General features: G+C 43.5%; 24 protein-coding genes. 15 read left to right on the top strand and 9 right to left on the bottom strand.

The window, feature by feature from the left end; all coding sequences use genetic code 11:
• Positions 1-178 precede the first annotated feature (178 nt).
• The 3 genes from MSP8886_RS03490 to MSP8886_RS03480 all read left to right on the top strand — a co-directional run bounded on the left by MSP8886_RS03490 (position 179) and on the right by MSP8886_RS03480 (position 3,592).
• Positions 179-1,897 (top strand): COG3014 family protein, encoded by a 1,719-nt coding sequence (locus MSP8886_RS03490; RefSeq protein WP_245659017.1) that lies wholly within the window; start codon positions 179-181, stop codon positions 1,895-1,897.
• 31 nt (positions 1,898-1,928) lie between these two features.
• On the top strand, positions 1,929-2,525 hold the full coding sequence (locus MSP8886_RS03485) for a penicillin-binding protein activator LpoB (protein WP_067012698.1): 597 nt from the start codon (positions 1,929-1,931) through the stop codon (positions 2,523-2,525).
• 77 nt (positions 2,526-2,602) lie between these two features.
• Complete coding sequence (locus MSP8886_RS03480; RefSeq protein ID WP_175365257.1) at positions 2,603-3,592, top strand: LPP20 family lipoprotein; 990 nt, start codon at positions 2,603-2,605, stop codon at positions 3,590-3,592.
• 54 nt (positions 3,593-3,646) lie between these two features.
• On the opposite strand, the gene pobA is transcribed toward MSP8886_RS03480, so the two are convergent.
• Entirely contained in the window at positions 3,647-4,843 is a 1,197-nt protein-coding gene (pobA, locus tag MSP8886_RS03475; protein ID WP_067012691.1) for a 4-hydroxybenzoate 3-monooxygenase, read from the bottom strand.
• Between the two features lie 343 nt (positions 4,844-5,186).
• On the opposite strand from pobA, the gene MSP8886_RS03470 reads away from it, so the two are divergent.
• The 6 genes from MSP8886_RS03470 (at position 5,187) to MSP8886_RS03445 (ending at position 10,589) form a co-directional block, all read left to right on the top strand.
• Positions 5,187-6,086 (top strand): helix-turn-helix domain-containing protein, encoded by a 900-nt coding sequence (locus tag MSP8886_RS03470; RefSeq protein ID WP_067012689.1) that lies wholly within the window; start codon positions 5,187-5,189, stop codon positions 6,084-6,086.
• A 187-nt stretch (positions 6,087-6,273) separates the two neighbouring features.
• Positions 6,274-6,456: an RSP_7527 family protein gene (locus MSP8886_RS03465; RefSeq protein ID WP_067012687.1), complete on the top strand. Its 183-nt coding sequence runs from the start codon at positions 6,274-6,276 to the stop codon at positions 6,454-6,456.
• 349 nt (positions 6,457-6,805) lie between these two features.
• A complete protein-coding gene (locus MSP8886_RS03460) occupies positions 6,806-8,584 on the top strand; it encodes a GGDEF domain-containing protein (protein ID WP_067012683.1) in 1,779 nt (592 codons plus the stop codon).
• Between the two features lie 132 nt (positions 8,585-8,716).
• Complete coding sequence (locus MSP8886_RS03455; protein WP_067012682.1) at positions 8,717-9,523, top strand: UDP-2,3-diacylglucosamine diphosphatase; 807 nt, start codon at positions 8,717-8,719, stop codon at positions 9,521-9,523.
• An 80-nt stretch (positions 9,524-9,603) separates the two neighbouring features.
• The gene (locus tag MSP8886_RS03450; protein ID WP_067012680.1) at positions 9,604-10,086 is read left to right on the top strand and encodes a MarR family winged helix-turn-helix transcriptional regulator; all 483 of its coding nucleotides are present in this window, start codon (positions 9,604-9,606) and stop codon (positions 10,084-10,086) included.
• 71 nt (positions 10,087-10,157) lie between these two features.
• Positions 10,158-10,589 (top strand): organic hydroperoxide resistance protein, encoded by a 432-nt coding sequence (locus tag MSP8886_RS03445; protein ID WP_067012678.1) that lies wholly within the window; start codon positions 10,158-10,160, stop codon positions 10,587-10,589.
• 147 nt (positions 10,590-10,736) lie between these two features.
• On the opposite strand, the gene MSP8886_RS03440 is transcribed toward MSP8886_RS03445, so the two are convergent.
• From MSP8886_RS03440 to MSP8886_RS03420, 5 genes are read right to left on the bottom strand one after another with little or no spacing between them, the layout of a single operon-like run.
• Positions 10,737-11,528: a diguanylate cyclase domain-containing protein gene (locus tag MSP8886_RS03440; RefSeq protein ID WP_067012676.1), complete on the bottom strand. Its 792-nt coding sequence runs from the start codon at positions 11,526-11,528 to the stop codon at positions 10,737-10,739.
• The gene (gene siaC / locus MSP8886_RS03435) at positions 11,529-11,903 is read right to left on the bottom strand and encodes a biofilm regulation phosphoprotein SiaC (protein WP_067012674.1); all 375 of its coding nucleotides are present in this window, start codon (positions 11,901-11,903) and stop codon (positions 11,529-11,531) included. It lies immediately after the preceding gene.
• A 9-nt stretch (positions 11,904-11,912) separates the two neighbouring features.
• Positions 11,913-12,449, bottom strand: coding sequence for a biofilm regulation protein kinase SiaB (gene siaB, locus MSP8886_RS03430; RefSeq protein ID WP_067012672.1), 537 nt, complete (start codon positions 12,447-12,449; stop codon positions 11,913-11,915).
• 14 nt (positions 12,450-12,463) lie between these two features.
• On the bottom strand, positions 12,464-14,461 hold the full coding sequence (siaA, locus tag MSP8886_RS03425; protein WP_067012671.1) for a biofilm regulation protein phosphatase SiaA: 1,998 nt from the start codon (positions 14,459-14,461) through the stop codon (positions 12,464-12,466).
• A 56-nt stretch (positions 14,462-14,517) separates the two neighbouring features.
• Positions 14,518-17,370 (bottom strand): bifunctional diguanylate cyclase/phosphodiesterase, encoded by a 2,853-nt coding sequence (locus MSP8886_RS03420; RefSeq protein WP_175365256.1) that lies wholly within the window; start codon positions 17,368-17,370, stop codon positions 14,518-14,520.
• Between the two features lie 480 nt (positions 17,371-17,850).
• On the opposite strand from MSP8886_RS03420, the gene MSP8886_RS03415 reads away from it, so the two are divergent.
• From MSP8886_RS03415 to fecE, 5 genes are all read left to right on the top strand, one after another.
• Entirely contained in the window at positions 17,851-18,339 is a 489-nt protein-coding gene (locus MSP8886_RS03415; RefSeq protein ID WP_067012668.1) for a gluconokinase, read from the top strand.
• Between the two features lie 220 nt (positions 18,340-18,559).
• Positions 18,560-19,516 carry a Fe(3+) dicitrate ABC transporter substrate-binding protein gene (locus tag MSP8886_RS03410; RefSeq protein ID WP_083200759.1) on the top strand — a complete coding sequence of 319 codons (957 nt, stop codon included), beginning with the start codon at positions 18,560-18,562 and terminating at the stop codon, positions 19,514-19,516.
• 53 nt (positions 19,517-19,569) lie between these two features.
• Positions 19,570-20,514 (top strand): iron chelate uptake ABC transporter family permease subunit, encoded by a 945-nt coding sequence (locus tag MSP8886_RS03405; RefSeq protein ID WP_245659016.1) that lies wholly within the window; start codon positions 19,570-19,572, stop codon positions 20,512-20,514.
• Positions 20,511-21,470: a Fe(3+) dicitrate ABC transporter permease subunit FecD gene (fecD, locus tag MSP8886_RS03400; protein WP_067012666.1), complete on the top strand. Its 960-nt coding sequence runs from the start codon at positions 20,511-20,513 to the stop codon at positions 21,468-21,470. The genes MSP8886_RS03405 and fecD overlap by 4 nt, the downstream gene beginning before the upstream one ends.
• 3 nt (positions 21,471-21,473) lie before the next feature.
• Positions 21,474-22,247, top strand: coding sequence for a Fe(3+) dicitrate ABC transporter ATP-binding protein FecE (gene fecE / locus MSP8886_RS03395; protein WP_067012664.1), 774 nt, complete (start codon positions 21,474-21,476; stop codon positions 22,245-22,247).
• 92 nt (positions 22,248-22,339) lie between these two features.
• On the opposite strand, the gene nhaC is transcribed toward fecE, so the two are convergent.
• The 3 genes from nhaC to MSP8886_RS03380 all read right to left on the bottom strand — a co-directional run bounded on the left by nhaC (position 22,340) and on the right by MSP8886_RS03380 (position 25,241).
• The gene (nhaC, locus tag MSP8886_RS03390) at positions 22,340-23,860 is read right to left on the bottom strand and encodes a Na+/H+ antiporter NhaC (RefSeq protein WP_067012662.1); all 1,521 of its coding nucleotides are present in this window, start codon (positions 23,858-23,860) and stop codon (positions 22,340-22,342) included.
• Between the two features lie 327 nt (positions 23,861-24,187).
• Positions 24,188-24,745 carry a cysteine hydrolase family protein gene (locus MSP8886_RS03385; RefSeq protein WP_067012660.1) on the bottom strand — a complete coding sequence of 186 codons (558 nt, stop codon included), beginning with the start codon at positions 24,743-24,745 and terminating at the stop codon, positions 24,188-24,190.
• Entirely contained in the window at positions 24,738-25,241 is a 504-nt protein-coding gene (locus MSP8886_RS03380; protein ID WP_067012657.1) for a hypothetical protein, read from the bottom strand. Before MSP8886_RS03380 ends, MSP8886_RS03385 begins: the two co-directional genes overlap by 8 nt.
• Positions 25,242-25,576: 335 nt before the next feature.
• On the opposite strand from MSP8886_RS03380, the gene MSP8886_RS03375 reads away from it, so the two are divergent.
• Positions 25,577-26,164 (top strand): BON domain-containing protein, encoded by a 588-nt coding sequence (locus MSP8886_RS03375; RefSeq protein ID WP_067012655.1) that lies wholly within the window; start codon positions 25,577-25,579, stop codon positions 26,162-26,164.
• The last annotated feature ends 67 nt before the right edge of the window (positions 26,165-26,231 follow it).

Genomic DNA, 26,231 nt, shown 5'->3' with positions numbered 1-26,231 from the left:
TTTTATCTTGTTAATGAGCCGACATTTCTATGTTTAAGAAGAGCATGCCTAAGAAGAAAAAAAAGCCCTGCCCTTATTGCCTAAAAATGCGTTGGTTTTTGCTCTATTTTGGCTGCATTGCAATGGTGGCACTCTTGGTTGCCAATAAATTTTTTGGAACTGGTCAGTAATGTTGTCGATGGATAAACAGACAACAATATTACCTCGTCAAATCATGGCGCGTCCCATAGTCGTTATTAAATACCTGCTGATCGGCTTAATCATTACCCTATTATCGGGCTGCGCGACCTATCAGCAAGAGGTCCATAAAGGTTTATCGCTTGCCCATCATGGTGATTGGAAAGACGCTGAGAGCCAATTTAAAAGCGCGCTGGACAAACCTCAGGATAAACTCCTTTACTACTTGGAAGCGGGCGCCCTAGCCCAGAATCAAGGGGATTATAAACGCAGTAACCAACTACTAGCGAAAGCAGACATACTCAGTGATACTTTTTTCCAAGAAAACTTTAAAAATCGCGCTTGGGCCTTGCTAAGCAATCCAAGGCAGGGCGATTACCGAGGCAACGGTTTCGAGCGTGTCTATATCAGCTATCTTAAATCTCTTAATTATCTGGCCTTAGCCCAACAAGCAACACAGCCGATTAAGAAGCGTCAATTACAAGATGCTGCTCTCGTCGAGGCTCGCCGCATTGATAACAAACTCAATGAAATCCAAGCGCAAGAACCCAGCTACAAAGAATTAGATGCCAAAGAAAACCAAGCGTTTTACCTCAAAGCCCTAGACTGGTTAAGCGGTTTTTATACCCGTGGACATAATGACAAATATCTGTATCGAGACGATGCGTGGGCACGCTACCTAGAAGGGATCCAATACGAGCAAAGCAAAGACTATGATGATGCCCGTATTAGCTATCAGCAAGCCGCTAAACTGTATGAATCTGGTTATGCCAAACAATATGGTCTGTCTAATATTACGGCGGAACGCGCTTGGTTAGATACCATTCGTATGATGCGTAAAGGCGGAGATTGGAGCCAAGATGACATCAATAGATTGATCCGACAAAAATTATCGCCGGAAATGCAAAAAACACTTAAAGATTATCAAAAAGGCGATGGGGAGCTCATTGTCTTAGAAAACGAAGGGTTTGTTCCAGCCAAAAGCGAGCTGTCATTGCAACTCTACGCCGATCCCAACGCATACTCATTAGTGCTCGCGCCACTTTTGGCCAATGGTGACAACCAACAAAACGATGCCTTTCGCTGGTTTACCATGGTGTATGCTGACGTTAATCCGCTTAACTTAATCGCCAACTACAAAGCAGGAGGGCCATGGGGAGCGTTTGGTGGTGTGTTTACCAAACGGGTCATTCTAGGCCCTGCCGTATGGAAACAACTTAAACGAGCCCATCTGGATACCTTATTAACACAGCAATTTATTCGTATTACCGTGCCCTATTATCCGCGTTTCACCTTAGACCACCATACCCCGCAGATCTCGTTAAATGGCTCAGATATCCAGACCACTAGCATTCGTATGAGCTCCTTATCAGATATCGCCTTGCAGGAGCAACTATCCAATGCGCAACGGGACATCTATGAAAGCTTGGTGAGAGAATTATTGCGCAGTTGGCTGGCGTTTCGCATTGCCAACAGTGTCCACGACGATACAGCAAAATTAATACTAAGCTTAGTAGGACAAGTGGCTGTTTTTACCAGCTCTGCGGCGGACACCCGAAACTGGCTCACCCTACCGGCACAAATCCGGCTAACACGGATTCCGTTGCACCCAGGTGATTACACACCCCAGTATAGGATCAATAATAAAGATTTTTCGCATGACAAAATTGTGATAAAACCCGATAACATAACATTGTGGAATTTGCGTAACCCTTATTAGCCATTGAAGAAGATCAACAAGGATTTAAATAATGCAAACGGCTCATTGGAAACATTTTATACTTATACTCTTTGCCTTGATGCTGACGGCCTGTTCGACCACCGTTCAGCGCATCAACCCAGATCAAGAGGTCGCCCTGTCTGATCGCTGGAATAACATCGACTCGAAATTGGTCGCCGATGCCATGATTAATGATATGTTAAGCTTCCCTTGGTACCAAAACTACGATTTCACCCATAAGAGAAAGCCAACCATTATCATCCAAGACATTCGAAATAAAAGTGATGAGCACATTCCGGTGGATACCTTTATCAACGACATCAAACGCAGCCTACTTCGTGCCGGAAATGTGAACTTTGTGGTCTCTGGTAGTGAACGCAGTGATATTCGTAAAGAACGTGAAGATCAGGCTCTCAATGCCGCCCCTGGCACTGCTGCGAAATTCGGTTTAGAGCAAGGGGCCAACTTTGCGCTTTCAGGCACCATCAGCTCAATTGTCGATTCCAACGGCGACGAGCGCGTGAAATTCTATCAGGTCGACCTTAAGCTTATTAATATGACCACCAACGAAGAAGTCTGGAACGGTCAAAAACAAATTAAGAAATTGTCGAAAAAAGGCTTTTTCTAATGAGGAAGACAGGACCCAAATGGCATTGGTCGTATTGTCTGGCCATCACAAGCGTCACCCTGTTACTGAGCGGGTGCATGGAGACAAACGTAAAAGACGATACTACCATGGCCGTGACGCCCAACTTGGTGACACCAGCGACGGATAAACTCCCCCATTGGATCCTCTCTCCCCCTCAAGACAGCTCACACCTTTACGGTGTGGGCAGTGCCCCACGTATCGACAATATTGCCTTGTCTTTTGCCCAAGCAGAACAAAATGGTAATGCTCAGATCGCACAACAACTGCGTACCCAAGTGAGTCAAATCAATACACAAAATACGCAAGTCTCGAACGCCACCGGACAACCGGAGCAAGTAACCCGTATACAAAGCGCTTATACTCAAGTCAAAACGCCGCCGATTGAGCTAGAGCAAACCGTCAATGAAGCCCGCTTTGCTGGCAAAGATGTTGTCTACGCCCTGCAATCCCTTAATCGCGATCGTATTGTAGCGAAACTAAAGCTCACTATGCAGGATATTGACGAGGCCATTCAGCAGCAAGCCAGCCGACTCTCCAGCAAGCCTGGTGCAGCACCAAGAGAACAGGACTGGCGTACTTATATGCGGCTTATCCCTTTGTTCGCCAAGCGTAAAACGACACATGATAAATTAGCCCTCTATGATCAACACGTGGGCTCTTTTCTTCATTCAGACCCAGCCATATCCTCGCTAGAGACACAAACCAACAAGGCACTATCTGAATTTGGATTTAATACCACAAACACATCGTTTCCACAGGCACTGAATAGTGCGCTGTCGACCTTTGGCCTCACGCCCAAAGTGCACTCTACCTTTCAACTTACCAGTCAAACCCGCCAACACAGTCAAACACAAGACGGGCGATTTTATGTCTTTGAAGAGGGGACGTTAAGTTTATTGGACTCTACAGGCAATCAACTTGGCACATGGACAGCCAACGGCCGTGGTATCTCAACAAACAAAGACAGTGCCATACAACAGGCCCAAGCCGACTGGTCTAGTGAAGCCATTCAAGCGATGTTTCATTGGTTAACCGGACAGCAATAAAAAACCCCATAGAAACCGGTTTCTATGGGGTTTTTATCAGAAGAAAATAATAGATTACACCAAGTCTTCGTAAGGCAAACCGACATATTGCATAGCAATCACACGGCGCCCGGCTTCGTTATCTGTATAAAAATTCAATTCAGACTCCATAAATTTAGCGTGAGTCTCTGTTTCTAAATCATTTTCACCAGTAAAATCATGCAGCATATTGGTCATCCACCAAGAAAAGCGTTCGCCATTCCAAACCCGACGTAGACAAATATCTGAATATTGGCTAATACAGTCCTTATCACCTTCTTTGTATACTTGAGTCAGCACTTTGTATAATGTCGCCACATCAGACGCGGCTAAGTTTAAGCCTTTCGCCCCCGTAGGTGGGACGATATGAGCAGCATCACCGACAAGGAATAAATGACCATATTGCATCGGTTCACACACAAAAGAACGTAATGGCGCGATGCTTTTTTCAATGCTTGGTCCAGTAACCAACTTCTCCGCAACATCGTTTGGCAAGCGATTTTTAAGTTCTGTCCAAAATGCTTCATCACTCCAATCTTCGACCTTATCGGTCAAAGGAACCTGAAGATAATAACGGGAGCGAGTGGCAGAACGCATACTGGTCATGGCAAAGCCACGATCGGTTTTACAATAGATTAATTCATCATTCACCGGCGGCGTATCGGAAAGTACCCCTAACCAACCGAATGGATAGACACGCTCATATTCTTTGCGTGATGAAGCTGGAATCGTTGGCCGAGATACCCCGTGAAAACCATCACAACCGGCAATATAGTCACAGTCAAGACGGTAACGTTCACCCCCATGCTCGAATGTCACATACGGTGTATCGGTTTTTACGTCATGCAGTTCGACATTGCTTGATTCATAATAGGTTGTTAAGCCTGCCGCAGAACGAGCGTCCATTAGGTCACGGGTCACTTCAGTTTGCCCATATACCATCACCGTGCTGCCACCAGTCAGTTTTTCCAACTCGATTTTGACACGCTTATTGTTAAATGCCAGCTCGACGCCAGTGTGCACTTGACCCTCTCGGTCCATTCGCTCACCCACGCCCGCTTCGCGAAGTAAGTCCACCATGCCTTGCTCTAATACACCGGCACGAATACGACCTAGAATATAGTCACCAGACACACGCTCAATAATCACATTATCGATGCCCTGTTTAGCCAATAATTGTCCTAGCAATAGACCTGATGGACCGGCACCTATAATCGCTACTTTTGTTTTCATGTTCTCTCACCTATTGTTTTTGTTGTTCCAGTTCAACAGCCACCATGCACATGCTGTTAATTCGAGAGGGCGATACTTTAAAACAAGACTTAAGACGCCCGAAAGTGTCTTCATAGTGAGGGATAGAAACACTGAACGTTATGTCATTTCTGATCAAAAAATTGTACTTTTTGATCAAGATAACTTAATTTAATCAGATGTGGTGTGTATAAAAGCATCAAGAAAATTGAAATTAATTAAATAAAAACAAGAACTTAATATTTTATTTTGTCTTAATTAGTTATTTTCTCTAACACTAAATCCAATAGAGTATTGCATCTTTCGAATATTACAGAAGAATAAAATGGTGAAACATACAAATAACATCCCTCATTTTGGCCTGTACGGTGAATCAAGTTGGGTTGATGATCCGGAATTTTTTCATATCGAAGACATTGTTTCCCGCAGCGAAAATCTTGACTGGAAAATCAATGCTCATCGTCACGCTCAGCTCTTTCAGGTACTCATTTTAAAAGCGGGTGGAGCTATGGTTCAGATGGATGAGAAACAACAAAAATTGGTCGGTAGTTGGGCCATCATTGTGCCAGCGGGGGTTGTTCACGGCTTCCGATTTGCGCCAGATACTGACGGCAGGGTCATCACCATTGCCGAGCCAATGCTAGAAGATATCTACCGAGAAAAAGCAGCGCGCTTCGTTAAGCCTCTTGTAAGCCAACCTAGCTACATCAACTTTAACGGTTATCAGTCGACATTTTCTGAATTATGGCCCTTACTGTCACAATTAGAAAAAGAGTCAGAACAAACCCGTAAAGGTCGTGTCTTGATGAGTGAATATCTGATCAAAGCAATCTTGTTATTATTGCGTCGACAACAGATCTCATCAGGTATATTAAATACCGACATTACCCTTCAAAGTCAGCAAACTCACGAACTAAAAGAACTCATAGAAAAACACTACAAGCAACATTGGAGCAGTGAAGAGTATGCCAACGCGCTAGGAACCTCTGTTAGCCGTTTAAACCGACTAAGTAAAGCCATGTTGAATCACAGTGTTCATGATTTAATTTGTGACCGACTGCTCCTGGAGGCCAAGCGTAATCTTATTTATACGGCTCGATCTGTAGAGGAAATTGCCTATGATTTAGGCTTTAAAGATCCAGGTTATTTTTCACGTTTCTTCAAGAAGGCCAGCGGTGTTCCACCAGGACGATTTCGCACTCTTGCTAATCAGCCAACAGGCTAATTAGGATACATTCAGGCTTCCTCGACCAGGCCATTTCACCATGAAGCCCTTTATTTATAAGGGCTTCATAATGAAGGGTGAATTTTTCTAACCTCTTTGCTGAAAATTGATCGTTTGTACAAATTTCCGCTCACTCTTATCATTAACCCTGTCGACAAAGACTACTTCCACAGACAGGAGAAACACCATGAAAAACGATTACAGATACGATAGTTTGGGTAATTTAGATACTGACTACTACGTTGAAAAAGCCTATGAAATGCGTCGCGAGTACTTTGCTCTTTTGGTTAAAAAAGCCTTTACCAGCGTAAAAAATATTTTCTCTGGTTTCGCAGCGTCACGCCATTCACAGGGCCATACAGCAAACTAATTTTTCTTCATAACATTTCACTCAACAAGCAGTGAAATAGACTTAGTTGGCGAGCATTATAAACAAACCGCCGCCGCAATAACTAAGAGCTTTCTGTAACCGATCGAAGTGTAACAAGAATAATATCGATCTGGCTGCAGCTCTCCTTTTAGAACATCGCTTTTCTCATCCTCCCACTATTTTCTCTTTTCAAATCAAGGCTACTATCCGTTTTTAATCATCTTTTTTTATACATCTGATAAGCATCAGGACGCCGCCAAAAGCCATTTGTCATGAAAACGTCATAATTTAGACATAAAATTAATTGCAGTGGCAGGGATGGATAATCGATAACATTTGGATGAAGACAATGAGCCAAGTAGATGAACTAAAACTATTAAATAAAATCATCCAAAACGGCCTAATTACACCAGTATTCCAGCCCATATATGATTTGTCTAATGGGGCTATCTATGGTCATGAAGCATTATCACGTGGACCCAAAAACAGTGCCCTGTTTAATCCCGATGCGCTATTTTCTCTTGCGACACAAAAAGGCCTGCTTCATGAGTTAGAGCTTTTGTGCCGAGAACGAGCCTTATCTCGCTTTTCTAAATTAGCATTAGAAGGACGTTTATTTTTAAATGTAAGTGCTTCTTTGCTTAGCTCTCCTTTGCACCAAAAAGGTATGACGCTGGAAATTCTGAATAATTTAGGCTTGGACCAAAAGCGCATCGTCATCGAGCTATCAGAACAACATCAATATGATCACAATGGTCTATCAAGACTCAGTGTAAAACATTATCGAGACATGGGATTTCATGTGGCCATTGATGATTTAGGCGTCGGCTACTCAGGGCTACGTCTTTGGTCAGAATTGCAACCTGAGATTGTCAAAATAGACAAACACTTTATCCATAACATCGATAAAGACGAAATTAAACGCGAGTTTGTGCGCTCCATTTTGAGTATTTCACAGCGGTTAAAATGCACATTGATTGCGGAGGGGATCGAAACACAACAAGAGCTTGATCAACTAATCGACCTTGGCATTGAATTTGGACAGGGCTATTTTTTAGGTCATCCAACGGACAAACCAGCATTTACCACTCATCCTTATTTAAAGAAACAAGCACTAAGGCGATCCATATTTGAAGTGGACCATTCAGAAACAGTACGCTCCTTGTCGCGAGTGACGCCAACAGTTCAAATTGATAGCCACTTGGATGAAGTTTCTAACCTGTTTAAAGAAAACCAGGATGTGCATTCTATTCCGGTGTTAAAAGACGAAAAACCAGTTGGTGTTATAAGGCGTCATCAGCTTCACGAATTATTTTCTACCCCTTATGGGCGAGCGCTTTACGAGCATAAATCGGCCGCGCTATTACTCAGTGAAGACATTATTGTAGTCGAAAGTAATGTCAGCCTATCGACAGTATCCACACTAGTAACCAACCAGGAAGCCGATACCTTGAACAATGAAATAGTCATTGTGCATAATGGTAAATTCCTTGGTACAGGCTCCCTAAGAGATCTGCTAAGACGCATTACAGAACTGAAAATCCAAAATGCGACCTACTCCAATCCACTTACTCTCCTGCCAGGGAACGTTCCCATCAACCAAGAGGTCATGCGACGCTTATCCAATCATGAAAATTTTCATGTGGCGTATTTTGATCTCAACGACTTCAAACCCTTCAATGATTATTTTGGCTATTCCATGGGGGATGAAGTAATTCAGCTGGTCAGTAATCTAATTAAAAATATCATCGAGCCGACGCGTAACTTTATTGGCCATGTGGGTGGTGACGATTTTATCGTTATTTTTTCGGATGATCATTGGCAAGAACAGTGTCAGGCGGTGCTCGATCAATTTGCCCATCAAGTGCGCCAGTTTTACACCCAAGAAACCCTGCAAGTCGGTGGTGTATGGGGGAGCAACCGACAAGGCGAAAAGGTTTTTCATCCTGTACTAAGCTTATCCGTGGGCGTTGTCGATTTACGAGCAGATCAAGGATTAAACCACCATCAAGTGGCGGAGTTAGCGGCATTAGCGAAAAAGTCGGCAAAGCAAAAAGGTGGCAACCACCTTTATATTCAACCCTACCAAAGTGCGTACTCTCGCCCTGTTTTACAAGAGCAACTATAAAATAAAGCCACTTACCATATACTTTTTTAAAGGGTGTCAGCGTCCTCAAACTGTCACGACACTGTCTCAGACTTGTCATGTTTTATCCTTAATCTAACCTTAAAGCCATAGCGTTATCGATAGGATGAAACAATGCAAACGACTTTTCGAACGGTATTTATATCCGATGTGCACTTAGGGACTAAGGCATGTCAGGCCGCCCATTTACTGGATTTCCTCACCACGATAGAAACGGACACCTTATATCTAGTAGGCGATATTATTGATCTCCAAGAAATGCGTCGTAAAGCACATTTTATCGACCTCCACTACCGAATTGTTGAACGTATTTTGTATATGGCAAAAAATGGCACTCAGGTCATTTATATTCCAGGTAATCATGACGCCTTCTTCCGACAATTCACAGGACAAACACTCTCGGGCATCGAGATTCGTCTTAACGCTCGCCATACCACAGCTGATGGCCGACATTTCCATGTAAGCCACGGTGACGAGTTCGATCAAATGGTTAAAATCAGCCCATTGATGCTTGCCATTGGTGATCGTGCACATGGAGCTATGTTGTCACTAAACCAGTGGATTAATGGTGTGCGGCGTTTTATTAGGCTCCCCTACTGGTCCCTCGCTGGCTACCTAAAAAGCCATATCGGCAAAGCTAAGGAATTCATCCATCGATTTGAAACAGCGGCCCTCAAATCCGCTAAAAGCAAGCACCTTGATGGTTATATTTGTGGTCATATTCACTTTGCCTCGTTTCTTTTAAAAGAGGGGACATTGTATTGCAATGATGGCGACTGGGTTGAACATTGTACCGCTCTCACCGAATCAAAAACAGGTGAGCTCAACCTCCTTCACTGGTCAGAACAACCTAAGCACCTTGCAACAGAGCCTCAAGATGAGCAATGGCAAGACAATCCGCTAAGCCGCCAGCCTAATTAGATTTCCTCGACCACTCTCATCCACCAAAACAAAATAGTGCACTACTTAATTTCTTGACATTAAATAGTGCACTATTTATCATGAAACACATCCAGATAAAAGAACAAGGTAAGTCAGCCATGCAAGATACTCCCAAATTAAATGAGCTTTTATGTTTTTCGCTCTATTCAACGTCTCTGGCGATGAATAAGTTGTATCGAAAACTCCTAAAGCCACTGGGCATCACTTACCCGCAATATCTGGTGTTAATTCTACTTTGGCATCATAAGTCTTATCCCATGTCAAACATTGGTGAAGATTTGTTCTTAGATTCAGCGACGCTGACTCCCTTATTAAAAAGGATGGAAAGTGCCAATTTACTGACACGTCGTCGGGATAAACAAGATGAACGACATGTAATTATTGAGTTAACCGAGCAAGGCCAAGCATTAGAAAGCCAAGTAGAGAATGTTTTTCAAGAGGCTATGTGTGCGTCTCAACTGTCGCTAGAAGACATTGGCAGGACCAAACATGTTGTGGATGCACTGAGACAAAATCTCGTGCATTACAACAATAGCCACTAACCAACAGGGGCAGTTACTTTATAACCCCTTGTAACAACCCGTTTAAACCATGACAAAAACAGGAGTCAGATATGACAGCATTAAACCAAGTACTATACACTGCCCACGCAACATCTAAAGGTGGCCGCACTGGTGAAGCAAAATCCGACGATGGTAAATTATCTGTCACTCTTAGCACCCCAAAAGAACTAGGGGGTAATGGCGGAGAAGGGACTAATCCTGAGCAACTATTCGCAGCAGGCTACTCAGCATGTTTCATGGGTGCACTACAATTAGTGGCTTCTCAGCAGCAAGCAAAACTGCCAGCAGACAGCACAATTGATGCGGCCATCAGCATTGGACCGATCGATCAGGGTTTTGGTATTGCCGCGAAACTAACAGTTAACCTAACAGGAATGGACAAAGCGCAAGCAGAAAAGCTAGTGAATGATGCGCATCAAGTTTGCCCATATTCCAACGCCACTCGTAACAACATTGATGTTACCTTAGCCGTTAATGTATAAACGACTACTTTTGCTCACTAACCTAGATCGATCTATTTTATGAGCAAAATGGTTGTTTTAAAAAAGGGCCTCTCAGAATGAGAAGCCCTTTTTCCTTTTTTATGCGGCAATATCTGTTTTTGTCTGTCACAGCAGTCATTAGCCTATTTATGAACCAACGATGAGACAATTACGGCCTTTGGATTTGGCTAAGTATAAGGCATCGTCTGCTCTTGAGAGAAGCGTGTCCATTGAATCTTCTGCGCGAAAACAGCTAATACCAACACTGATGCTGGTCGAAACGGATTTATGATCAATAGAAAGATGATAAGAGGCCACCCCATCGCGTACTTTTTCCATCAAAGCAATCGCCTTTTCTTGAGAATGTTGAGGCAGTATGACAAGGAACTCTTCACCGCCCCATCGACCTAATGAGCCATAATGATGAATGATGTCATTCATTAATTTGCCTAAGGACACTAAAACATCATCCCCCACCTGATGACCAAATTGATCATTTACTTTTTTAAAGTAATCAATGTCGATCATCGCGACAACCAAGCCCTCTGACAACGCATCGTCTCGATGCTCAACAGCATAAGATAAACGCTTCATGATAAAGCGCCGATTGGGCAACTCCGTCAGCGGGTCAATTAATGACGTTCTCTCTAATTCAAGGTTTAACTGGCGTAAATTACGCTGATAACGATCCGAGATTCGAGTAATCTTCTCTAGCTGTCGCAAGTGCTTATCAAAACGCTCACTTAAGCTTTTCTCACGCCGCATCATCATATCCTGATAGGAATCAGATAATCGTGTTAGCCGATCCATTCTATTCCACTGCTCTTGATTCACCTCCCATAACTGACGCAAAGCCCGGCTTGCTGGGTGGTCATTATATTGAGGGGTATTGAGTATCGTTTGAATCTCCTTTTCAAGCTCAGAGAAGTTGATCTTCATCTATTTACCTATAATCTGAAAAGGAAAATGACAGTCTTCTTTGAATTCTTCAGCCAACTCAGCAACACGCTCATTGTCTACATCAAAATACCAATTCACCGAGACCTGACGACCTTGTTGAAAGTACTCTTCCATTTCATCAAAGATGTCCATCATGACTTTAATACTACTGGTATTCAAATACAGTAACGACAACTCAAGTGTCAGTGGTGAAGTCGATTGCGCTAAATATTGACTGACCCAGGCCACCATTTCAGCATACAACTCATAGGAGTTTTCAGGGTAAGAGTCACCTTCCATGTATAAAACACCTTCTTGCCAAGAAGCTATCACCGTTGGCGAAGAAATGGTCCCATCTATTCTCAAATCTTTCATTGTTTTCTCTCAAATCTCTATGCTTAAGCTAAAGTAAGCGGTCTCGCCATCGATCATTTGCAAACTCGCTTCCATCGGTTTTGACGATTTTCGAGCCATATCAATCAACCCTAGTCCAGCACCAGTAACGGCATTCTCATCGCGAGGTTTGCGCAGCTGAGTTTTATACAGGGCTTTTAAGTCGGTTTTATCCAACTTCGCTAATGCTTCAATACGCGCCACTAACGCCTCACCATCTTTGGCTTTAACAATATTACCTGCTGAAACTCGATAGTAGCCTTCATCGTAACTCACAATCACCGTTGCAACTTCAACACCAGGCAATTGGGAAGATGCCGCATAATGACGAATATTTTGCGTGAGCTCTATATAGGCAGCAAACACATCCAATGCACAAGCCGGTGACATCTGCTCCGATTTCAAATAGTTTTTCAGAGCATTACCTATTTCCTCAATTAGACTACGAGAAATAGGACCATTAAAACAAAGTAGAATCCTGTCTTTTTCAAAACGCTCCCTCAAATCATATAAATTTGGTGCGGACATTCCATCAAACCTCATTATTGTGCATTTTTTGAATCAAACCGGAAAGACAGCAAAGTGATATCGTCTCGCTGAGGTTGATCACCCATATATTCATCTAGAGCAGCTTCAAAAAAGTCCGCTTGATCCTTAAGAGGTAAAGCGGCGTTATCCTTTATTAACCCTTCAAAACGTTGATTACCAAAACCAAAGTTCTTCTCGCCCCCCGCCTGGTCTAAAAAACCGTCAGTCGTCATATAATAAGTCCAGCCAGACATAGGTAATTCGGTATTGTTATACTCGCCTACTCGTCTATCCCCCAATGCTCTTCGTCCTGATTTTTGCTTGATGATGTCATCACCATTACTGCCATAAAGCGTAATTTTAGCACCAGAAAAGCGAATAAAGTCCCCCTGATTAGGCACATAAACTAACCCGACATCGGCATTGGTAGCTACCTTGTTGGCACTGAGTTCTTCATTCAACATAGATCGCAAGGTGGTATCGATTGAACTGAGCAAAGCCGCTGGATTTTGAATACCTACATGGCCTATCGCATAATCAATGGCAGCACGCATCAACATCGTCATCAGTGCACCAGGAACGCCATGCCCTGCACAATCGACGATACCTAATAAACACCCCTCGTCCGTTTTATGGAACACATAAAAGTCACCTCCAACCACATCTCTTGGTCGCCAAATAACACTGTGCTGATCACCTAAAAACTGATACATTTGCCGATCCGGTAAAATCGACTTTTGAATCAAACTGGCATAATCGATAGAGGCGCCTATTTTACGATGCGCATCCACCACTTTTTGGTGTGCCTCTTCCAACTCAGCAGTACGTTTTTGAACTTGTTCCTCTAACTCTTGAGTATGGTTTCGAACCTGTTGAGCCATGGTATTAAACGTCTTACTTAAATCACCGATTTCATCGTTACCACGGGAGACTAAAGACACATCATAAGAACCGCTAGCAATGCTTTTTGCCGATTGTTGCAGTTCTCTAATGGGGGTAATCAATAAACGCTCAATCACCAGTCCAAAAAAACTTAAAAGCAAAATCAGCAATAGTACAAATACACCAAGCGTCGGCAAAATAAGATTAGAATGAAACAAACTGACCTTGTTTAAATCGATATTGGTCACTACATACCAATCTAACAATGGAAAATACACAAACGCCATTAATTGCTTGCGTCCACCTTGTTCCACCTTAATAGTGACGACCTTTCCCTTGTTATGGCGAGCTTCTTTTAAAGCTTCTTTCACTTTTGCTTTGGACTCATCACTATCCAATAATGCATAAATAGAATGTTTTTTGTCCTTACCATTCATCGAGCTATAGGCAATCAGACTTTCGTCATGATGAATTTCGATACTACCATTGGCATTGATAACAAAGGGAGTTACCCCAGGAACGGCGTTATCAGCAAACTGTTTAATGAAATGGTCTAAAGACAGCCCTGTCCCAGTCATCCCCAAGAACTGTCCATGGTCAACAATATGGACATCAATCCAGACTTTTATCACCTTTAATACTGAGTCGTAATTTACATTAATAATAAATGGCACATGCTGTTGACGAGCTAAAAAATACCAATTGTCAGCAGGCTTACTGACATCTAAAGTATATTTGGGCGTCATTGACAATGGACTTTTTGGGTCAGCGAAGAAGTATTGTTTTGTCGCGTCATTTATCAAGAACATATTATGGCTTTGAAAGGCGTTGAGATAACTCTGCGTTTCTTGTAACCATTGCCTCTTCAACATAGGGTCATCTGGCTTCCTAATCCACGCTTTGACAATGGGAGAATGCGCAAATTGCTGCGCTAAAGCCAATTCTCGAGAAATAGGTGTCAACATTCTCTGATAATTTAACTCGGTAAAACTATTCGCATAATTTTCAGCCGAATACTCTTGCCCTTTTTGAACAAAATACCAGCCAATCATTGCCACCATTAATAAAGCAAAAACGCTCGTACTCGCTAGTACAAACAACGACTTACCACGTAAACCCCACCGTACCATAAGCGTACCTTTTGATGTAAATGAGAAACAGTAAGATTATGTACACACAATCATTATTAGTAACAAAATGTATCTATCGACATGGGACGAGCCAGTAAAAACCCCTGAAACAAATCACATTCGTGCTGCTTTAACCAATCAAATTGAGCTTGTGTTTCCACCCCCTCAGCAATCACTTCCATATGAAGGTTATGTCCTAAGCCGATAATAGAAGCGGCAAGAGAAGCTTGTTTATCACTTTCTTGTATCGCTCGAATAAATGACTGGTCAATTTTAAGTTGATCGATAGGCAGTTGTTGAAGATACGATAACGAGGAATAGCCAGTCCCAAAATCGTCTAACGAAATCAGGACGCCTAACTGTTTGAGAGACTGCATCTTTTGAATGATATCGAATTGATCATGCACCAACATACTCTCAGTGAGCTCAATTTGTAATTGTGCTGGTGGGATACCCGTTTGATAAATCACCTCTTTTACTTGTGACACAAAGCCTTCTTGGGAAAACTGCAACGCGCTAACATTCACAGACATGATCAAATGCTTTAACGCTGGATCCTGTTGCCAGTCAGCCAATTGTTTCAACGCTGTTCTCAACACCCAATCTCCCAAGGGTAGAATTAATTTTGACTCTTCAGCAAACGGGATAAAATACACTGGGGAGATCATGCCTTTTTCCGGGTGCCGCCACCGAACTAGAGCTTCTACCCCCTTCATTTCTTTGTTTGCCGTCCATTGTGGCTGGTAATATAAAACAAATTGTTCTTCAGCTAAGGCCCGCCTAAAATCACTGTCTAACGTCACACGTTCTAATACTTTTTCGTGCATTTGAGGAGCGTAAAAGCATACTTGGTTACGACCGCGTCCTTTGGCTTCATACAAAGCAAGCTCAGCCTGCTTTATAATTTCTTCACTATTGCTTGTTTCTTTGCCAAATAGAGCAATACCAATACTAGCGGAGAGATGATAAGGCGCGCCACCCAGCTCAAACGGCACACTCAGCGCCGTCATGATTTTTTCAGCAACATGCTTAGCGCGATAAGCAATTCTATCTTCTGAAACAGAGACATCCACATCTTCCAACATAATCAGAAACTCATCGCCACCAAAGCGAGACACAATATCCCCCGAGCGTGTCGAATCCATCAAACGCGATGCAATTTGTTGCAATAGCGCATCCCCAACCAAATGCCCTCTAAGATCATTCACATCTTTAAAATGGTCTATATCAACAAACAACAATGCACTGCGACGAAACGTTAAAATGCCACTTTCCAAAATATGATCAAGATCTTTGGTGATCAAACGACGATTAGCCAAACGCGTTAAGCTGTCGTAATAATTCAACTGGTTAATACGACGTTCATTATCTTTGGTTTCAGTTATGTCTTTGAACGTCGCCACGTAATGAGTTAATACGCCACGCTCATCTTTTACCACAGAAATACTCAGCCATTCAGGGAATATTTCACCGTCCTTTCGACGGTTCCAGATTTCTCCCTCCCATCCTTCACACTTTTCAATATGTTCATACATATCACGGAAGAACGCTTTGGAATGGCGACCAGAGCTGATAATAGCGGGGGTTTTGCCTATAACTTCTTTCTCTGTATAACCCGTTATCTTCTCAAAAGCAGCATTCACTCGTACAATGCGATTTTGCGTATCAGTAATTAAAATACCGTCTTGCGTTCGAAAAGCCGTGGCGGCAATACGAAGTTCCGACTCCACAGATTTTCGAAAGGTCACTTCACGGGTAATCACAACAAAAAAGCCGTCTATTTCATCATCCGACTGGGAATAGGTTGCTGACACTTCATACCATCGACGCCCTAATTCAGTCTCTAAATAGCACTCATGGCCTTTGGTTATTCCATACTCTTTTGCACAATGTATCGCCTCTTCAAATACCGCCCCCACGCTAATTGGAAAAAACGCTCTATAGTCCACTCCCAAAGGTGAACCAAGAAAACGATAGTCCTGCTCGATACGTGGTGAATGATAGGCAATAATGCAACCGTCTACTCCTACCTCATAAACCGAATCCGGCATCGCATTCAATAATGTCTTTAAACGCTTATTAGAGGTCTTTAATGCACCAACTCTCTTATTCACTAAGCTTTCAAGATCATGATTAATGAGTCGATTCTTTAGGCACCAATAGACAAAGCATGAGGCCAATAAACTGACAAATATAACCAGTAACACGCCTAACCAAGTCATCCATGCAGGAATCCACGCCCCCTCAGGTGCAAGATATAGACGCCACATCATCCCTTGGACTGGGATATCAAGATGAATAGCATGCTGATTAGAAGCAATATTTTGGGAAGCCGATAGTGTCTGTTCTTTCGCGTTTGGCGACAGAGCAATACTGGTCAACTGGTAATCTAAATGTCGATTAATCACGCTCTGAAAATCTAATCGACGAATCAAGTCAGTAAGATCAATTGTGGTAATACTCAATCCCCAAAAAGCCGCGTGTCCTTGCTCATTGGGCAAATAGATAGGGAAGGAGGCAACGACCTCTTGCTTATCCGAGAAAAGATGTACTGGCCCTTGGAATGTAACGGATCGACGCGCCTGACCACTTATATTATGATGCTTTTCTTCGTTACTAATCGGCAGGTGTTTGTGTAGAGCTTTTTCATGCTTTTTTAATGGATAGATATACTGAATCACGCCTTGGGGAGCCAGTGAGAACAAGGTAACATCAGGGTACAAGGGCTTCAACGAGTCTGCAAAATACGAAAAACCGTCGGGATCTCCTTGGGATTTTTGTATCATGGCAGCAAATGCATAATTAGCCGACGTACTTTTACTCAACGTATTCATTAAAGTCGACGCATGACTTTTCGCTAGCGCCATAGCCATGTCTTTTTCATCTTGTACTTCTAGTTTATAAAACACAAATGCAACATACCCACAAATCAATAGCGTGGTTATAAATACAAAAATACAAGCTTGCTTAGGTCTATTTAGTAATTTAAGAAAAATTTCTGACATCAATGATAAAACCACAGCCTAAATAATAAAAAAACAACCTATGTTCATATACCATAATATAGAAATATTGAATGATAACGATCCTACTATAGGTTATTTTTTTAATCGACTACCCCATCATAAATTTGCGTTTTACCAAGACCAATATCAAAAAATCACTAAAAATTTCAAAACATTAAAATAAGAATCAAAGAAGAGACTAACAAAAGCTTGACGACACCAAAAAGTTACCGGTAACAAACGACCTAAATTCCCATAGCTAGCGTTTTGGTGGAAGTAATACATGTATCATTGTTAACATTTATACAGGAAGGCGTTGCGTGATGATTCATCACTCGTCGCACAGCAACACATTATAGGCTTATTAAGTAAGAGGCTTCATTCATGGGAAAAAAGATTGTCGTTCTGGGTGTCTCAGGATCCGGTAAATCATTGATAGGTAAACGTCTAGCCGACGCATTAGGCTATCCCTTTTTTGATGGCGACGATTATCACAACTCGTCGAACATCGAGAAAATGAGCAAAGGTATTCCATTATCCGATCAAGACCGTTTTGGATGGTTGTCCACGTTAAATGCCTTATTAAAAAATCATGAATGCGCTGTCGTCGCTTGCTCTGGCCTTAAACCGGAATACCGAGACATGCTGAAAAAAGATCTTGATGATGTCTCCATGCTGTACCTTAAGGGGGATTTCGATACCATTTGGCAACGTCATCAAAAACGCAACGGGCACTATTTTAAAGGCCAAGATATGTTAAAAAGTCAGTTTGCCACCCTTATAGAACCCTCACAAAGCGAAGCTTTTAGCCTTGATATTAGCCAAGATGCTGACTCTGTGTTTCAACAAGCACTAGCCTATATAAAGCAATAAATCAGCCCTCAACAGAATCGCAATCATCCATTTTTTGCAGTGCTCGGGCGACTCAAGCTATGATAATGGTACAAGTAACAAGACGACGAAATAGTTGCACCTAAATGAAAAAGAAACGTCCGACACTTCAAGAGCTAGCAAATCAAGCGCCATAACAATAGATAAATACTATTGAGAAGTGTTATCATTAAATTCTTCATCAGCAAAGAACCAAGATTCAATGAGACACTTCCTAATCATGGCGCTGACTTGTGCCTCGACGCTTCTTTTCTCTGCGTTGAGCCAAGCAGCTTCAAGTCATGGCTCCCACTCGGCAAACACCTTAGATAAGCCAATAACAGTCCAGGATAGCAAAGGGACTTTCACAATCGATTATCGACCTAAGCGCATAGTGGTATTAGAGTTTTCCTTTGCCGATGCGCTAGCATCTGTCGGAGTCAGTCCCATTGGTATCGCGGACGATAAAGACCCAAGCCGTGTATTACCGGCCGTCCGTAAGATCATCAAACCTTGGACATCGGTCGGCACACGTTCACAGCCTAGCTTAGAAACCATAGCAGCATTAAAACCCGACCTCATTATTGCCGATATCTCTCGCCATGAAGGAGTCTATGCGGATCTACAAAAAATCGCGCCAACCCTTATTTTGCCATCACGCCGCGAAACCTATCAGGACAGTCTCAAAGCGGCTGCGATCATTGGCAAAGTGATTGGTAAAAACAAAGAAATGCAAGCGCGTCTAGCAAAGCATCAGAAAATTATGGCCGCCTATGCTAAGCAATTACCAAAAGGCGTGGTGGTTCAATTTGGGGTTGCCCGAGACGACACTCTCTTTTTACATACTGCCGACTCTTATGCTGGCGGTGTTATTCGAGCCCTTGGCTTAGCCAACGCGCATACCGGAAAAAACGATTCAGCGTCTCGCCAAACCAGCTTGGAACAGCTGCTTAGCATTAACCCTGATTACTTGATTATTGGCAACTACACCCATCCCAGCATTGTGGATAAGTGGGAAAAAGAACCACTGTGGTCGGTATTAAAAGCCGCTCGTGAACATCACATCCTTTACGTGAATCCCAATGTTTGGTCACGCTGTCGAGGCATCATGGCGGCGGAACGGATGGGGCAAGACTTAGTCAATTTATTTCATCCCAATCAAATCGCACCGCAACAATGATACAAACGCGACTTCCCTTTGCCTGGCAGTGCCTTTTATTAGGAGCAAGCTTATTGGTCATCGCTTGGATCAGTTTATTTAGCTGGTCTGCGGTACCAATTACACCGGTGGATGCCGTGAACGCCTTGTTTAATATGGACAATACCAGTATCCCTCAACATATTGTGCAAGATTTGCGCTTACCTCGCACCTTGATGGGTATACTCGTCGGTGCTTCTTTGGCCGCAGCCGGCGTGGTGATGCAAGGCCTAACACAAAACCCGCTGGCTTCACCCTCCGTGCTTGGAGTCAATGCTGGTGCCGCGCTTGGCATGGCGACAGTCTCGACCATCGCCCCTTGGTTTGGTCTATTAGGTACCTCTGTTGCCGCCATTATTGGTGGCGGGATGACTTGGACTTTGGTTATGGTACTGGGAAGGGCATGGAAAGGAGGCAACGATTCCAGTCGTTTAGTGTTGGCGGGAGTGGCCATTTCGGCGCTTTGTGCGGCACTCACTAAAGCCTCCATCATTATGGCAGAAGATCAGGCCTCAGGTGTCTTGACCTGGCTAGCTGGCAGTTTAGCAAACGCCCGATGGGCTACCTTTGATCACCTATGGCCTATCTCTTTATTCGGTTTATTGGGTAGTCTTATGCTCTCGCCAACGTTAAATATCCTGCAACTGGGGGAAGAGAATGCCCGCAACTTAGGTGCGTCACTTATTCTCACCAAGCTGGCTGGAAGCTTCTTAGTATTACTACTGGTTGCCAGCGCTATCAGCTCAGTGGGTTCCATTGGCTTTGTTGGCTTACTCGTCCCACACATGGCCAAAATGATTGGTGGACAAGATCACCGGCGTTTTTTACCTCTCGCTATGCTATTAGGCGCCATGCTGGTCGTCCTCTCAGACATCATCAGTCGCTCTATTATCTTTCCTATGGAAACTCCGGCAGGGGCAGTTTTAGCATTAATAGGCGCACCGTTTTTTATCTATCTGGTTAGGCAACGCACTCTATGAGCCGATATATTCCTTTTTTCATTATTAGTGTGTTGTTGATCTCATTAGTCATAGCGAATTTGCTATTCGGTGCCATCTCACTGTCATTACATGATGTTTTGCGCGGATTTCAACCGGGCAGTGATAGCTACTTCACCATCCACGAATACCGTTTACCTCGTACCCTACTGGCAATACTAGTGGGCGCCATGCTCGCTCTTGCCGGGGCTCTCGTTCAAGGGGTGATTCGTAACCCCTTAGCATCACCGGACATTCTCGGCGTCAGCCACGGAGCGGGCCTTGCCGCCGTGGTGTATATGATCTATTTTCCACATTCGAGCATCTCTTGGCTTCCGGCGGTGGCCTTAGCTGGCGGCCTGTGCGCAGCACTGATTTTATGGTGGTTATGTGGTCATCGCAGCAGCACGATAAAACTGGCGATTACTGGGGTAGCTCTGGCAACCTTTTATGCCAGTACAGTCGATTTTTTAATGTTGATCAAGCCATTAGAAATCAATAACGCGTTGCTTTGGTTAACAGGCAGCTTATGGGGCCGTAGTTGGCCGCAAATTACCATGCTACTCCCTTGGCTTGTGCTCATTCCATGTGCGCTGTACTTGGCAAAGCCCTTGAACCTCCTTCATCTTGGCGAAGACAGTGCCGTTAGTCTTGGCGCAAGAGTCAACTTACTTCGGCTCATCGCCTTGGCCGTTGCGGTGGCACTAACTGCCGCGGCTGTGTCAATTTGTGGCCCTATTAGTTTCTTAGGCTTAGTCGCTCCCCATCTTGCGCGCAAATTATTTGGTGGTCGTCACCAAGCTCTGCTGCCAGCCACTATGTTAGTGGGCGCCGTCTTACTGCTGATGGCCGATTTAGTGGCACGCACAATCGATCCACCGATTGAATTACCAGCGGGGATCATGACGGCAGTACTTGGTGCCCCTTATTTTCTTTGGTTACTTATCAGGACAAAATGATTTATGTCTCTTAGTACTCATAATGTCTGTATTGGCTATCATGGCAAAACCATTGTCAGCCAAGTCTCACTGGCCATACCAGACGGAAAAATGGTTGCTTTACTTGGGCCAAATGGCTGCGGTAAATCGACTTTGCTGAAAGCCATGGCGCGCATTCTGGCTCCGATCACAGGTGAAGTACATTGGTGCGGAAAAAACCTTCACCAAATGCCTTCCAAAGCCTTAGCAAAACAACTGGCGTTATTGCCACAAACTCAACCCATTCCTGAAGGCATCAAGGTGAAGGACCTTATCTCTTATGGGCGCAGTCCTTATACAGGTTTTTGGGGGAAATTAACGAAAGACGATCACACCATTGTTGATAAAGTGATGCAAGAAACGGGAGTCACTAGTTTAGCAGAGCAGTTAGTGAGCGAGTTATCAGGAGGTCAGCGTCAGCGTGTCTGGCTCGCCATGACACTTGCCCAAGACACGCCCTACTTACTCCTTGATGAACCAACCACTTACATGGACTTAAACCATCAAGTGGAGCTGATGCATCTACTTCGTCAACTCAACCTATCCGGAAAGACCATCGTGACGGTCCTGCACGATATCAACCAGGCGGCGCGTTATTGCGATCACTTGATTGTCATGAAGCAGGGTCAAATCAATACACAGGGAACGCCGGAAGCGGTATTAACAAAGGACATGCTACGGACTGTTTTTGATCTCAACGCACAAATTCATCGTGATCCTATCGCCAACACCCCGATGTGCATCGTTGAAGATAAATAAGCAAAGCGATACCATCGCCAAGAGGTGACTCCAGAACGAAAAGGCCCCAGTCAATAAGACAGAGGCCTTAATCAGAATCACCTAAGCAAGCGTTAGGTTTGCTGTGACGCTAATGTTTCCTCGGCATTCTCGCGTGCTTCTTCAGGCGTTAGTGAATCCTCACCCTGCTCTTTCCACTGCGCCAATTCTTCTGCAGAGGCTTTTGGCGAAAAGAAACCAAGCTGAGCATAAAAAATTCCCAATACTGGCGACAACCAACAAGCAAACGCTAAAGGAATATACAGAAGGTTTTCAAAATTGCCGTCTGAGATCCCCAGCCCCAACGCACTAATCACAAAAGCACCACCCGCATTCCAAGGAATAAGTGGCGATACTAAGGTTCCCCCTTCTTCAAGCGCTCGGGATAAGTTCAAAGTAGAGTACTTCATACCACGATAAACAGGAGAGTACATACGGCCAGGCAAGGCGATGGATAAGTAAGGGTCGCCTGCGACTAAGTTAGTCGAAATGGAAGTACAAACGGCTGCGGTTTGAATGTCTTTAAACTTATGAATCTTAGTCAAAATAGCCAGTATGATGGTTTCCAAGCAACCCGTTCTCTCCAACGCACCACCAAACCCTAAAGCAATCAGAACAAGAGAAATAGTCCACATCATGGATTGAATACCACCACGGTTCAGCAGAGTATTAATGGCCGTCACGTCGGTATTAATAGTGTAGCCACTGTTAGCAAAGGTCACCACTTCGTGAATGCCATTGCCTTGCGCAATCATGGCGGTTATTGCGCCGGCTACGACACCAGCAAATAGAGAAGGAATAGGTGCAATACGTTTAACGGCTAAGACAATGACCAACAATGCCGGTAGCAATAACCAAGGAGAGATAACAAAATGCTTTTGTAGCTCCGTCGTAATGCTATTAATCTTAGCAAAAGACACCTCGCCATCATGCACCAGCATAAAGCCAGCAGCTAAGTAAATAATTACGGCGGCTATCATAGCTGGCAATGTCGTTGGCATCATATTTTTAATGTGAGAGAACACATTGGTTCCCGTTACCGCTGGGGCCAAGTTAGTGGTATCTGACAGTGGGGAAATTTTATCCCCAAAAAAGGCACCGGAAACAACAGCACCCGCCGTCCAGTACACAGGCACATCAAACCCTGCGCCAATGCCCATTAGGGCAAGACCTACAGTCCCGACTGTCCCCCAAGATGTCCCAAGCGACACAGATACAACAGAACACAGCAGCATGGCAGCAACCAGAAAGATCTGCGGAGACAGAATGGTTAAACCGTAATAAATGAGAGTCGGTACGGTACCACTCGCGATCCAGACGCCGATAATCATACCAACACAAATCAGCACCGAAACCGAGGGTAACGCAATATGGATAACGTGAAAGATCCCTTCTTCTATATCTTTCCATTTAAAACCAAGTTTTATACCAACGAGTGAGGTAAGTGCAAGACCGATAGCAAGCGGAATGTGCGGAGTGAAGTCGCCAAAATAAAAAATCTGTACCCCTAATACCATAAGTGTTAAGACGACAGGAGTCAGGGCAAGCAGCAGACCCGGACGACTAATCCCAGTATCCTGATTTTTTTCAGTCATAAAAGCTTCCTTAATTGCACTTTTTCACATACGTATGACTAGTGTAGCGAAAACAAAAAGCTTTGACCACGAAGGAACATTATTCAGAAAATGAGATTTATTGCTTATAAAAGGCTATTTTTGATATGTTTTTTTAGATTTTCGCTAAATAAGAGTAGTCAATACGAGAGAAAAAGCTTTTTTTAAAATTGTTTTGAATTCAAAACAATTTTAAAAAAGTACAATTTTATTTGAACATGGTTAGGAGAAAATACTTTAGCGCATGAGACAGAGATCAACTGAACTAGACAGCCCATTTAGTGACTAATCGTATGCCACCGAACAAACTTAAGTTTCCAGAAGTTCGAACGCATCCGCTTGAGAAATTACAGTAGCATACGCACCATGGAGATTGGCTAGTGACATGGCGTGAACCTCTTCTGCACTTCGCTCACGCCCATCAAAATCCAGTGTAGAAAAAGCGAAACAAGCACTACTAACAACATAGGTGGTAAAGCCGATGTTCCCAGCGGTCCGAACGGTCGACTCAATCGAGTGATTAGTACTGACTCCCACCACCACTAACCGACCAATCTGCTGCCCTTCCAGCCATGATTGCAAATCCGAGTGAGTAAAAGCATCGGGCACGTATTTCTCAATAACTTTTTCCCCCGATAAGGGTATAAAGGCTTCTTGAACCATGACCCCTTCCTGCTCTGGCCAAAATAAAGAGTCTTCTTCCTGCGACAAGTGATGAATATGCACAATAGGTGCATTGTTCAAACGCCAATGGGATAACAGCTCCGCAATCTCTCGTTCCGCACCTGGGTTATTACGCTCTCCCGCTTGCGACCAAGCCATACCATTTTGCATATCAATAATGAGCAATGCTGTCTGACTAACCATTGTTGTCTCCTTGTTCTTTCACTGTTTTTTCGTTCACAGAAAAGGGCGTACTAGAATATAAAGACAAACGTTTAGACAATTTCCGTATATACCAACCCAAGGCTAAAATCACTATAAAAAGCAAGACAATAACCACCGATAGCAAGTTCATTCTATCGATAATGGATGAGGTTATAGCAAAGTGATGTTTCAGTTTGTCGATTTGTTTTTGCAGATCTTGCACATCATCCAAAGAGGCACTGGACACCTGTAAAATGGCCACACTACGCTCAAGTTCAAAGACCGTCTTCATCGAATCTTTTGTTAGCGCCTTGCTTTTGCTCTTAACCACTGTTTTTTTTGCAACATCGGTCTTTTTCGCTAATTCAGCCTTCTTCACAACAGCGGTTTTAGCAGAGGTATGATTCTTAGACTCGGCTTTTTTCACTTCTTGATCAGCCCACGCCAAATGAACAAAACAGCCAACGAACAAGCACAGTGCGATTTTTTGCAACATGAAAGACCCTAGTGATAACAATCAAAAACGGAGTACCCACAACCATAGCAGCGAATCACACCTAAAAGTAAGCAAAAGTTTACGCACGCAACCAGGGCAAACCATCAGAAGACGCCAATTTTTTGCAATAACTAAGTTGGGGCACATCCTTTTTACAATTCGTTTTGTAAAAAGGTAATAAGCTCCTATGAGCGAATAAAAACAAATTCCTTTAATTTCATAAGCTTATGTTTTGGCACGATCATCGCATTATCCTCTTCACAGCAAATAAAAGGTCATGAGACAGAAAACAACTTCAGTCACGCTATGGCCATTTTAAAAATAAGGAGAGCACTATGAAGAATACAATCATGTCCATCCTTTTCGTATCAGCACTCACTGCCGGTGCCGCGCACGCCCAGACAAATGATCATTGGACTGACCGGGCGAAAGACGCATGGATTGATGGCAAAGCGGAAGCTACTTTACTATTCAATCAGCACGTTAATGCCTTTCACATCAAGACCAGCGTAAAAGATGGTGTCGTGACCTTAACGGGCACCACAGATAACAGTACCGATAAGGACCTTGCAGGCGAACTTGTCCAAGGTTTGCAGGGTGTTAAAGAAGTTAAAAACAACATCACTATTGCTGATACACCCGCAAACTCACCAAAGGGTGCCGATAAAAGCGACATGACAGATCAAGCTAAAAGTACCTTGATCGATACAAAAATTGCGACCGTATTAAAAACCCGCTATTTATGGAACCAAAACATAGAAGGAACCAAAATACACATTGATGTTGATAAAGGCATCGTCACTCTCACAGGGGATGTAAAAAGCGATGCAGAAAAACAGCTAGCGGTGCAGATAGCGCGTAACACAACGGATGTAAAACAAGTGAAAGATGAACTTAAAGTCGCCACTATAGCCGCCCAATAAGCAGTCGCGGTTAACTAGAAAAGGCTTGTCTTATCTGCGCCCATCCATGATGGGCGCTTTGCCTTTC

This window comes from Marinomonas spartinae (assembly GCF_900089775.1).
In the GTDB taxonomy this organism is placed as follows: Bacteria; Pseudomonadota; Gammaproteobacteria; order Pseudomonadales; family Marinomonadaceae; genus Marinomonas; species Marinomonas spartinae.
Note: the sequence above shows the minus strand (reverse complement) of the source record. Positions and strands in the feature narration are given on the sequence as shown.

Excerpts from the sequence above, each read along its gene's own strand:
- MSP8886_RS03485 (WP_067012698.1), top strand. The coding sequence starts at position 1,929 with ATGCAAACGGCTCATTGGAAACATTTTATACTTATACTCTTTGCCTTG.
- MSP8886_RS03490 (WP_245659017.1), top strand. The coding sequence starts at position 179 with ATGGATAAACAGACAACAATATTACCTCGTCAAATCATGGCGCGTCCC.
- fecD (WP_067012666.1), top strand. The coding sequence starts at position 20,511 with ATGAGCCGATATATTCCTTTTTTCATTATTAGTGTGTTGTTGATCTCA.
- siaC (WP_067012674.1), bottom strand. The coding sequence starts at position 11,903 with ATGAAAGATTTGAGAATAGATGGGACCATTTCTTCGCCAACGGTGATA.
- MSP8886_RS03465 (WP_067012687.1), top strand. The coding sequence starts at position 6,274 with ATGAAAAACGATTACAGATACGATAGTTTGGGTAATTTAGATACTGAC.
- siaB (WP_067012672.1), bottom strand. The coding sequence starts at position 12,449 with ATGTCCGCACCAAATTTATATGATTTGAGGGAGCGTTTTGAAAAAGAC.
- fecE (WP_067012664.1), top strand. The coding sequence starts at position 21,474 with ATGTCTCTTAGTACTCATAATGTCTGTATTGGCTATCATGGCAAAACC.
- MSP8886_RS03375 (WP_067012655.1), top strand. The coding sequence starts at position 25,577 with ATGAAGAATACAATCATGTCCATCCTTTTCGTATCAGCACTCACTGCC.
- siaA (WP_067012671.1), bottom strand. The coding sequence starts at position 14,461 with ATGGTACGGTGGGGTTTACGTGGTAAGTCGTTGTTTGTACTAGCGAGT.
- MSP8886_RS03470 (WP_067012689.1), top strand. The coding sequence starts at position 5,187 with ATGGTGAAACATACAAATAACATCCCTCATTTTGGCCTGTACGGTGAA.
- MSP8886_RS03455 (WP_067012682.1), top strand. The coding sequence starts at position 8,717 with ATGCAAACGACTTTTCGAACGGTATTTATATCCGATGTGCACTTAGGG.
- MSP8886_RS03445 (WP_067012678.1), top strand. The coding sequence starts at position 10,158 with ATGACAGCATTAAACCAAGTACTATACACTGCCCACGCAACATCTAAA.
- MSP8886_RS03480 (WP_175365257.1), top strand. The coding sequence starts at position 2,603 with ATGGAGACAAACGTAAAAGACGATACTACCATGGCCGTGACGCCCAAC.
- nhaC (WP_067012662.1), bottom strand. The coding sequence starts at position 23,860 with ATGACTGAAAAAAATCAGGATACTGGGATTAGTCGTCCGGGTCTGCTG.
- MSP8886_RS03450 (WP_067012680.1), top strand. The coding sequence starts at position 9,604 with ATGAAACACATCCAGATAAAAGAACAAGGTAAGTCAGCCATGCAAGAT.
- MSP8886_RS03460 (WP_067012683.1), top strand. The coding sequence starts at position 6,806 with ATGAGCCAAGTAGATGAACTAAAACTATTAAATAAAATCATCCAAAAC.
- pobA (WP_067012691.1), bottom strand. The coding sequence starts at position 4,843 with ATGAAAACAAAAGTAGCGATTATAGGTGCCGGTCCATCAGGTCTATTG.
- MSP8886_RS03385 (WP_067012660.1), bottom strand. The coding sequence starts at position 24,745 with ATGGTTAGTCAGACAGCATTGCTCATTATTGATATGCAAAATGGTATG.
- MSP8886_RS03415 (WP_067012668.1), top strand. The coding sequence starts at position 17,851 with ATGGGAAAAAAGATTGTCGTTCTGGGTGTCTCAGGATCCGGTAAATCA.
- MSP8886_RS03410 (WP_083200759.1), top strand. The coding sequence starts at position 18,560 with ATGAGACACTTCCTAATCATGGCGCTGACTTGTGCCTCGACGCTTCTT.
- MSP8886_RS03380 (WP_067012657.1), bottom strand. The coding sequence starts at position 25,241 with ATGTTGCAAAAAATCGCACTGTGCTTGTTCGTTGGCTGTTTTGTTCAT.
- MSP8886_RS03440 (WP_067012676.1), bottom strand. The coding sequence starts at position 11,528 with ATGAAGATCAACTTCTCTGAGCTTGAAAAGGAGATTCAAACGATACTC.